Origin of the sequence: Streptomyces sp. NPDC056600 (genome assembly GCF_042792855.1) — a bacterium.
Lineage (GTDB): Bacteria > Actinomycetota > Actinomycetes > Streptomycetales > Streptomycetaceae > Streptomyces.
On record NZ_JBHTVQ010000116.1, the window covers coordinates 1 to 8743 of the forward strand.

Below are 8743 nucleotides of genomic sequence, written 5' to 3' on the forward strand. Positions count from 1 at the left end.
GACCGGCTCCCTGCCGGGCTCGGCAGGGAGCCGGTCCGCGCGGCGAGGCTCCGGCAGGGCTCCGGCAGGGACGGAGACGGCGAGGCCGGAGACATCAGGCCCGGAGAGCGCCGGCCCCTACGGTCCGAAGCGGCCGGTCAGGCCAACGACAGGAAGAGCTTCTCCAGGCGCGCCCGCATCTGCGCCGAGTCGCGGACCTCCGGGTCCTCACTGGTCATGCACTGCTGGAGCCCGGTCGCGATGATCGAGAAGCCGGCCCGGTCCAGCGCCTTGGAGACGGCGGAGAGCTGCGTGACGACGTCCTCGCAGTCGCGGCCCTCCTCCAGCATCTTGATGACGCCGGCCAGCTGGCCCTGGGCGCGCCGCAGTCGGTTCAGCGCCGACTTGAGCTCCTCGGCACTCATGTCGAGTTGCACACATCCTCCTCTTCATACCCCCGTGGGTATTCTACCCTTGCTTGAGCCACCCACTGAAAGGCATTGTCGCGTGAGCACCTTCACCACCCTGACCACGGCCGAGGCGGCCGTGCGCGCGGGCGACTTCACGATCATCGACGTCCGCACGCCCGGCGAGTACGCGGGCGGTCACCTGCCCGGCGCCCACAACGTCCCGCTGGACCGGGTGAAGGAGGCGGCGGACACCCTGCGCGCCGCCGCGGACCGGGGCCCGCTGCTGGTGGTGTGCGCCTCGGGCGCGCGCTCCGCGAACGGCTGCGCGCAGCTGGCCTCGCTGGGCATACAGGCCGCCACCCTGGAGGGCGGGACGGCCGCCTGGCAGGCCGCCGGTCACCCGCTCGAGCGTCCGGCCGGCGCCCGTTCAGTGTGGCCCATGGACCGCCAGGTGCGTCTGGTGGCGGGTTCCCTGGTGCTCCTCGGTTTCCTCGTCGGTCTGGCCTGGCCGCCGGCCCACTGGCTGTCCGGCGCGATCGGCGCGGGCCTGGTCTTCTCGGGGGTGACCAACACCTGCGGTATGGCCGCCGTGCTGGGCAGGCTCCCTTACAACCGGGGCGCCGCCGGCTGCCCGACGTTCGACGAGACCCGGCGCCGCATCGCCGCCTGAGCGCCGCCTCGCGCCTGAGCGCCGGCCCGCCGCACCGCCGCCCCACCCCGCCGGGCCGTCTCCCCGCGGCGGTGGGGCGCGGGAACACCGCGGCGGCGTCAGGTGTTGAAGCTGGCGGAAAGGTGCGGCCGCCGTCCCGTCGGGGCACGCACTCCGTACAGGGGCGCCGGCCGTCCCTCGTCCCCCTCATGAGCGTCATGGTTCTCTCCCGCCCCAGGTCCGCGGCCTCGGCCGTAGCGGCCGGTGTCGCCGCCGCCTTCCTGACCGCCGGCTGCGCCACCGGTACGGCCGGCGACCGTCCCGACGCGCACCCGCCCGCCCCGGCCTCGGCCGCCGCCGCGCAGGTGGCTGCCTCGGCGTCCCCGGCAGGGGCAGGCCGGGCGCAGGACCCCGGGACGCCGGCGGAGCACTCCCCCACCCGCCCGGATCCGCGCACGCGTGAGGCACGATTGAGCATCCCCGCCCTCGGCCTCGACGACCTGCGGGTGGTCCGGTACGAGGGGACGACGGACGACCGGCCCGGCACCCGCATCCAGGACCGGGGCCACGCGGCCGGCCCGTACGGGCCCGACGGCGGCGTCGGCCCGGGAGAGATCGGCAACCACCTGATCACCGCCCACCGGCTCTCGGCCGGCGGCCCGCTGCGCGACCTGCCCTCCCTGGGCGTGGGCGACACGGTCCTGGTCACCTCGGGCGGCACGGTCCACGAGTACCGGATCACCGAGACCCGCTCGACCTCGTTCCGCTCCGAGCGTTCGCTCGCCGAGCAGCGCGCGGAGGTTCCGGGGCACCCGGGACGGGAGGCGACCCGGGCCATGATCACCGTCTCGACCTGCGCGACGCCCGAGGACGACGCGGCGGGCAACTTCTGGCGCGACGCCAACGGCAATCCCGAGCACCGCATCGACAAGATCGGCGTCCTGGTCTCCTCCCGCCCCGCGTAACCTCTCCCCATGATCACGCAGTGGGCCCTGCGCCCCGCCCGCCCGGAGGACGTCGAACCGATCGTGGAGATACGGGCCGCGGTGATGCGTCCGGACCTGGAGCGGCTGGGCCGTTACGATCCGCACCGGGTCCGTCAGCGGTTCCGTGACTCCTGGTCCCCGCGGCACACCTCGGTGGTGACCGTCGAGGGGTCCCTGGCGGGCTGCGTCACCGTGCGTCCCGGCGAGGACGGGGGCCGGGTGCTGGAGCACTTCTACCTGGCGCCCGCCCGGCAGGGCCAGGGGCTGGGAAGTGCCGTGCTCCGCCTCCTCCTCGACGACGCGGACGCGGTCGGTGAGCCGCTCCGTCTCGTCGTCCTGCAGGGCAGCCCGGCCCGCAGGCTGTACGAGCGCCACGGCTTCGTGCGGCAGTCCGAGGACCCGGTCGACGTGGTCATGACCCGTCGGCCCGCCGTACGACAGGAGGACCCGGTGACCGGGCGGTGACCCGGCCCGCTCCGGTCCTGTTCCTCGACGTCGACGGCCCACTGCTCCCCTTCGGCGGCGCCCGTCCCGCGCCCTCGGCCGCCGACACGGGCAACCCGCTGCTGTCCCGTCTCGAACCCGGCCTCGGTCCGCGTCTGCTCTCCCTGGGCTGCGACCTCGTGTGGGCCACCACCTGGCAGGACGAGGCCAACGAGGTCCTCGCGCCCCGCCTGGGCCTCCCCGCCCTGCCGGTGGTGAGGTGGCCGGAGGATCCCGAGGGACCGGACGCTTCGGGCACGCCGCGGGGCCTGCACTGGAAGACCCCCGCCCTGGTGGCCCGGGCGGACGGCCGCCCGTTCGTCTGGGTGGACGACGAGATCGGCCCGGTGGACAGGCTCTGGGTGGAGGGCGTCCACCCGGCGCCCGCGCTGCTCCAGCGGGTCGACCCCCGCCGAGGCCTCACCGGCGAGGACTTCGCGGCGCTCGCCGCCTTCGTGGCCGGGCTGGGCACGCCCTGAGCGCACGCCGGGAAAACCCTTCGACAGCCGGCCGGCGGGTGAGCACACTGTCCGCTCGTGACGAGCAGCGAAATCTGGTCCAAGGACATGGCCGAGCGCTACGACGCGGGTGAGACGGTCATGGTCTCCCCCGAAGTACTCGGCCCCACCGTCGACTTCCTCGCCCGACTGGCCGGCGACGGCCCCGCCCTCGAGTTCGCCATCGGCACCGGCCGCGTCGGCGTGCCCCTGCGGGAGCGGGGCGTGCCCGTGACCGGCATCGAACTGTCCGAACCCATGGCCGCCGTGCTGCGCGGCAAGGTGGACGAGGAGACCCTGCCGGTCGTCCTCGGCGACATGGCCACCACCGTCGTGCCCGGCAGCTTCAGCCTCGTGTATCTGGTCTACAACACGATCTCCAACCTGCTCACCCAGGACGAGCAGGTCGAGTGCTTCCGCAACGCGGCCCGGCACCTGGCCCCCGGCGGCCGTTTCGTGATCGAGCTGGGCGTTCTCCCCCTGCGCCGGATGCCGCCGGGGCAGACCGCCGTCCCCTTCGACGTCTCCGAGCGGCACCTCGGCTTCGACACGATCGACATGACCGACCAGCTCCTCGTCTCCCACCACTTCGTCCTGGAGGAGGACGGCCGCTACCGGCGGGGCAACTCCCGTCACCGGTACGCGTCGCCGGCGGAGCTCGACCTGATGGCCCGCATCGCGGGACTCGAGCGGGAGCGGCGGGTCGCGGACTGGGACGGCTCCCCGTTCACCAACGACTCCGAGAAGCACGTCTCCGTCTGGCGCAAGCCCGCCTGAGGCGCCTGTGGGCGGGTACCCGCACCCGCGCACACAGCGGCTAGCCGGAGGGAAGACGCACATGGTGATCGACGAGACGCTGGTCAAGGAGCTGCTGGACAGGCCGTCGGACGACGCCTCCCTGGTCCTGCTCGAAGGGACGGCACAGGTCGTCGACGGCGCCGCTCTGGAGGGCGACTCGGCCTTCCGCGGAGCGGCGGTCGTGCTGACCCGCGGGGAACTGGTCGAGCGGCTGGGCGGCACCTCGCCCGACGAGGCGGACCTCACCCGGACGGCGGCGTCCCTGAGCGACTCCATCGGCAAGCTGGGCGCCTGACCCCGCCCGCCGGGTCCTGTCCCCCCGCAGGGTCCCGTCCCGCCCGCCGGGTCCTGCGTGCCGGGCCCGGCACGGGCCGACCGGAATTCTTCGGTCCGGGGACCCCTGCGACGTAGGGATTGTCCTGCGCGCAGGGGTCCGAGGGCTCCTCCGCCCCCTTCTCCGACGCGGTGAACGCCATGGTCGGCGGCACCTGGGCGGCTGAGCGGTCGCGGTGGCGGCCCCGGTGTAGATGACCGGCTGCCTCAACGGCTGGACGCTGCTCAGCGCGCAGACCCCGTACGCCGCCCGCGTGGGGTGCTCTTCCCGGCCCGCTTCGCCCACCGCCGCCGCGGGGTGCCCGTCTTCGGCGTGGTCGTCACCGTGGCCCTCTCGTCCCTCCTGACCGTCTACGACCACGCGTCGCACGCGGCCAGGATCTTCGAGGTCCTGGTCCTGATCACCACGGCCGTCCACCAGGGCGTCCTCTTCCTCTTCGCGGGCGTCCTGGTGTACGCGGTCACCACGGCCCGCGAGCGCCACCGACCCGTCCGCACGGCGCCGGGCGCGGGCCCGCGCACGCCGTCCGCGGGCCGGGGGACGGCCGGATGCGCGCGCCTTGGGCGGGCCGGGGGCGGGAACACGTACGGCATGGCCACTTCCAAGACCTCAGTGCTCGTCCTCGACTGCACCGCGCCCGAGGAACTCGCCCATTTCTACGCCACGTTGCTGGGCGCCTCCGTCCGGCGCGGCATCGACCCGGACTTCGTCGAGGTCGTCGGCAACGACGGGAACCACCTCGCCGTCCGCCGTGACCACGGCTACGCACCGCCCAGTTGGCCTCGCCCCGATGACTCCCAACAGGCCCACCTGCACATCCTGGTGGCCGAGGAGGACATGGACGAGGCCGAACGGGAGGCCGTGAGCCTCGGCGCGCGTCCCGTCGAGACCCGCGACAACTCCGGGCCGCGCGACGTGCGCACCTACGCCGACCCGGCCGGTCACTCCTTCACCCTGGTCGCCCGGCAGGGCCGCTGACGCCGGGCCGCGGTGAGGAGCGCCGGGCCGCGGTGAGGAGCTGCCGGGCCCGCACCGCCCGGGAGGGGATGCGGGCCCGGACGCCTCAGCAGCCGATGCGGCGGCCGTCGAGGGCGACGTCGTCCATGCGGACGTCGTACGAGGAGGGGCTCGGGTTGCCCTGGTAGAGCTGCCAGCCGATCTTGACCGTGTCGAACTTCGGGAAGACGAAGTCCGTGTCGGCGCCGCCGTGGTCGCGGGTGGAGACGGTCAGTTCGGGCTTGGGCTTCCCGTCGATCCAGACGGAGATCCGGTTGTCGGAGGCGTCCATCCGCCACTCCACGCACTGCCAGACGCCGGCGGTGGCGGGGGCGGACTCGCGCCATGCCGTCCAGTCGCCGGTGGGGCCGCCGTCGGAGCCGACGCCCCACAGGTTCTTGCCGAGGTTCGGCACGTACTGGCCGCCGAGCGGACGGATGTAGCCGGGGCCCTCGCCGGTCGCCTCGACCATGGTCCAGTGCGCCCAGTCGGGCGCGGTCGGGAAGGCGTCGACGCGCAGGCGGACGCGGCCCCAGAAGCTGTTGGCCTGCGGCCTGACGCCATTGACCTGGAGGAACGCCTTGCCGTTGCCCTCGGTGCGGATGCGCAGGTGCTTGCCGTGACGGGAGGCGTCGCGCTCGACGCTCAGCGTGCCGCCCGCGGTGTCCGTCGTCCAGCCGCGGCCCCCCGTGGTCCCGCCACCGCGCAGGGTGGCGAAGTCCTCGCAGAACATCAGGTGGCGGTGGGCGCAGGTACGGTCACCACCGCGGTGGTCCGGTCCGGGGGCGGAGCCCCAGGACGCGGGCGCCGCCACGGTGGTCGCCGCCAGCAGGGCGGTGAGCGCGGCGAATAAGCGGGTCTTCCTCATGTGCAGGGCCTCCAGTCCCGATGCCGCCCGGCGGTCCCGGGCGGGTTGATCGTCGAAGACATCTTGGCCGGTACGCATCACGATTCCCAGGGTGTCCCGTTGGTAACTTGAGGCGGCCGCCGCCCCGTCCGCCGCGGGCCCGCCCCGCAGGGCGGCCGGGGGCGGTTCCGCGCGTACCGGTGTTTTCGCCGATGTACGAGACCCGGCGGTGCGGGAAGGTCCCCTTGCGAATCGCCACGTCCGAGCACCGCACCCCCACTCCCCGGAGGGCACGCGTGAGCCGTACATCCCGCACCCGAAGAAGAATGCTGTCGGCGGTCCCGGCCGCCGTCCTCCTCGCCCTGCTGCCGAGCACCGCGCACGCCTATCCGAACCCCGGCCAGGTCACCGGGACCGTCACCGTCCACGACCCGACCATGCTCCGCAGGCCGGACGGGCGGTACCTCCTCTACGGCACCGGTGGTGGCATCGCCTACCGCACCTCCACCGACCGGATCGCCTTCGGCGGCGGCTCCCAGGCGTTCTCCACCCGCCCGGGCTGGTGGCCGCAGTACGGCAACACCGAGGCCTGGGCGCCCGACATCTCGTACCAGGGCGGCAGGTACCTGATGTACTACGCCGTCTCCACCTTCGGCTCCAACCGGTCGGCCGTCGGCCTGGCCACCTCCGGCACGGGGCTGCCGGGTTCCTGGTCGGACGCCGGCGTCGTGTACACCTCGTCGGCCTCCAGCGACTTCAACGCCATCGACCCCAACCTGTTCGTCGACGACGACGGCACGTGGTGGCTGTCGTTCGGCAGTTGGTGGACGGGGCTGAAGATGATCCAGCTGAACCCGTCGACCGGCAAGCAGCTCTCCGGCAACTCCACGCGCTACTCGCTCGCCTCCCGTCCGACCGGCAGCAAGGCCGTCGAGGCGCCGTACGTCGTGAAGCGCAACGGGTACTACTACCTGTTCGCCTCGTACGACACGTGCTGCGCGGGCACCGGCTCCACCTACAAGGTGAAGGTGGGCCGCGCGACGAGCGTCACCGGGCCGTACCGCGACCGCGACGGCGTCCCGATGATGCTGGGCGGCGGCACCCCGGTGCTGGAGTCGCACGGACGGTACATCGGACCGGGCGGGCAGTCGATCCTGCACGACACCGACGGCGACCTGATCGTCTACCACTACTACGACGGCCAGGACAACGGCACCGCCAAGCTGGGCGTCAACCTACTGAACTGGAGCAGCGGATGGCCCGTCGCCTACTGACCCTGCTGGCCGCGCTGCTGCTCGCCCTGTCCCTCGGGCAGTCCCCCGCGAGCGCGGCCTCGTTCGCCAACCCCGTGAAGGCGCAGAAGGGGGCCGACCCCTGGATCGCCTACCACGACGGCAACTACTACCTGGTGACGACGAGTTGGACGGACGTCATCACCGTCCGCAAGGCGCCGACGCTCGCCGGGCTCGCCACGGCGCCGAGCGTGCAGGTGTGGAAGGGCGACGCGGCCTCGCGCTGCTGCAACATCTGGGCGCCCGAGCTGCACCACCTGAACGGCCGCTGGTACCTCTACTACGTGGCCGGGCAGAACGTCTCCGACTACAACCCGACCCAGCGCAGTCACGTCCTGGAGAGCGCGGGCTCCGACCCGATGGGCCCGTACACCTACCGCGGGCAGCTCAACTCCGCCTGGATGCTGGACCCGCACGTCGCCACCGTGAACGGCACCCTGTACCTGTTCGGCAGCACGAGCGGCGGCGGCACGCAGAACATCGTCGCGGCGCGCATGTCGAATCCGTACACGGTGAGCGGATCGTTCCGGACGATCTCGACGCCGACGCTGTCCTGGGAGCGTCAGGGCGGCACGGTGAACGAGGGACCGGAGATCCTGCAACGCGGCGGGAGGACGTTCCTGACCTATTCGGCGAGCGGCTGCTGGACGCCCGACTACAAGCTCGGGCAGCTCGCCCTCACCGGTTCGGACCCGCTGTCGGCGTCGTCCTGGACGAAGAAGGCGACACCCGTCTTCCAGCGCGACGACGCGGCCGGGGTCTACGGACCGGGCCACAACGGGTTCTTCACCTCGCCCGACGGCAGCGAGAGCTGGATCGTCTACCACGCCAACGACTCCTCGTCCGACGGCTGCGACAACGGCCGCACGGCGCGGGCCCAGAAGTTCACCTGGAACGCCGACGGCACGCCGGACTTCGGCGCGCCCGTCGCGCTCGGGTCGGGCCTCGCCGGACCGGCCGGTGAGCCCTCGGCGGTCCTGCGCACCTACACCCTCACCAACCGCAACAGCGGCAAGTGCCTTGAGGTGGCCGGTGGTTCGACGGCCGACGGGGCCGATGTCCGGCAGTACGCGTGCAACGGCGGAAGCAACCAGCGCTGGCGGCTGGAGGACCGGGGCGACGACACCCACCGGCTGGTGAACGCGGCCACCGGCAAGGTGCTCGACACCGCGGACTGTTCCTCCGCGGACGGCGCGGACCTGCGGCAGTGGTCGTGGCTGGACAACACCTGCCAGCGGTTCCGGTTCATGGCCACCGACGGCGGTCACGTCAGGATCGTCAACCAGGCCACCGGCAAGGTCGCCGACGTGGCGAACTGCTCGACCGCGGACGGGGCCGACGTCCGGCAGTGGTCGTGGCTGAACAACGCCTGCCAGCAGTGGCGGCTCACCCTGGTGTGACCGGGCGGAACCGGCTCGCGGGCGCACCCGGACGCGCCCCCCGGCCGGGTCCCGCCCGGTGTCTTTTAAAAC

General features: G+C 73.0%; 11 protein-coding genes and 1 pseudogene. 10 read left to right on the top strand and 2 right to left on the bottom strand.

What is annotated here, in order from left to right:
- Positions 1–137: 137 nt before the first annotated feature.
- Positions 138–416, bottom strand: coding sequence for a metal-sensitive transcriptional regulator (locus tag ACFRAV_RS30850; protein WP_382560771.1), 279 nt, complete (start codon positions 414–416; stop codon positions 138–140).
- Positions 417–486: 70 nt separating this feature from the next.
- Between ACFRAV_RS30850 and ACFRAV_RS30855 the strand changes: the two genes are divergently transcribed.
- The 8 genes and pseudogenes from ACFRAV_RS30855 to ACFRAV_RS30890 all read left to right on the top strand — a co-directional run bounded on the left by ACFRAV_RS30855 (position 487) and on the right by ACFRAV_RS30890 (position 5114).
- Complete coding sequence (locus tag ACFRAV_RS30855) at positions 487–1059, top strand: rhodanese-like domain-containing protein (RefSeq protein ID WP_382560775.1); 573 nt, start codon at positions 487–489, stop codon at positions 1057–1059.
- Positions 1060–1247: 188 nt separating this feature from the next.
- Positions 1248–2003: a class E sortase gene (locus ACFRAV_RS30860; protein ID WP_382560778.1), complete on the top strand. Its 756-nt coding sequence runs from the start codon at positions 1248–1250 to the stop codon at positions 2001–2003.
- A gap of 9 nt (positions 2004–2012) precedes the next feature.
- The gene (locus ACFRAV_RS30865; RefSeq protein WP_382560781.1) at positions 2013–2489 is read left to right on the top strand and encodes a GNAT family N-acetyltransferase; all 477 of its coding nucleotides are present in this window, start codon (positions 2013–2015) and stop codon (positions 2487–2489) included.
- Positions 2486–2986 (top strand): HAD domain-containing protein, encoded by a 501-nt coding sequence (locus tag ACFRAV_RS30870; RefSeq protein WP_382560784.1) that lies wholly within the window; start codon positions 2486–2488, stop codon positions 2984–2986. The genes ACFRAV_RS30865 and ACFRAV_RS30870 overlap by 4 nt, the downstream gene beginning before the upstream one ends.
- A 57-nt stretch (positions 2987–3043) precedes the next feature.
- Complete coding sequence (locus ACFRAV_RS30875; RefSeq protein ID WP_382560787.1) at positions 3044–3781, top strand: class I SAM-dependent DNA methyltransferase; 738 nt, start codon at positions 3044–3046, stop codon at positions 3779–3781.
- Between the two features lie 61 nt (positions 3782–3842).
- Complete coding sequence (locus ACFRAV_RS30880; RefSeq protein ID WP_351115106.1) at positions 3843–4097, top strand: hypothetical protein; 255 nt, start codon at positions 3843–3845, stop codon at positions 4095–4097.
- A 146-nt stretch (positions 4098–4243) separates the two neighbouring features.
- Positions 4244–4628: pseudogene (locus ACFRAV_RS30885) on the top strand (amino acid permease); the annotation flags it as partial.
- Between the two features lie 99 nt (positions 4629–4727).
- Complete coding sequence (locus ACFRAV_RS30890) at positions 4728–5114, top strand: VOC family protein (RefSeq protein WP_382560798.1); 387 nt, start codon at positions 4728–4730, stop codon at positions 5112–5114.
- An 85-nt stretch (positions 5115–5199) separates the two neighbouring features.
- On the opposite strand, the gene ACFRAV_RS30895 is transcribed toward ACFRAV_RS30890, so the two are convergent.
- A complete protein-coding gene (locus ACFRAV_RS30895) occupies positions 5200–6000 on the bottom strand; it encodes a hypothetical protein (RefSeq protein ID WP_382560790.1) in 801 nt (266 codons plus the stop codon).
- A gap of 305 nt (positions 6001–6305) precedes the next feature.
- Here ACFRAV_RS30895 and ACFRAV_RS30900 point away from each other — a divergent pair, with 305 nt between their 5' ends.
- Together ACFRAV_RS30900 and ACFRAV_RS30905 are read left to right on the top strand one after the other, a co-directional pair.
- Positions 6306–7253, top strand: coding sequence for an arabinan endo-1,5-alpha-L-arabinosidase (locus tag ACFRAV_RS30900; protein ID WP_382560800.1), 948 nt, complete (start codon positions 6306–6308; stop codon positions 7251–7253).
- Complete coding sequence (locus ACFRAV_RS30905; protein ID WP_382560794.1) at positions 7235–8671, top strand: family 43 glycosylhydrolase; 1437 nt, start codon at positions 7235–7237, stop codon at positions 8669–8671. Before ACFRAV_RS30900 ends, ACFRAV_RS30905 begins: the two co-directional genes overlap by 19 nt.
- Positions 8672–8743 lie beyond the last annotated feature (72 nt).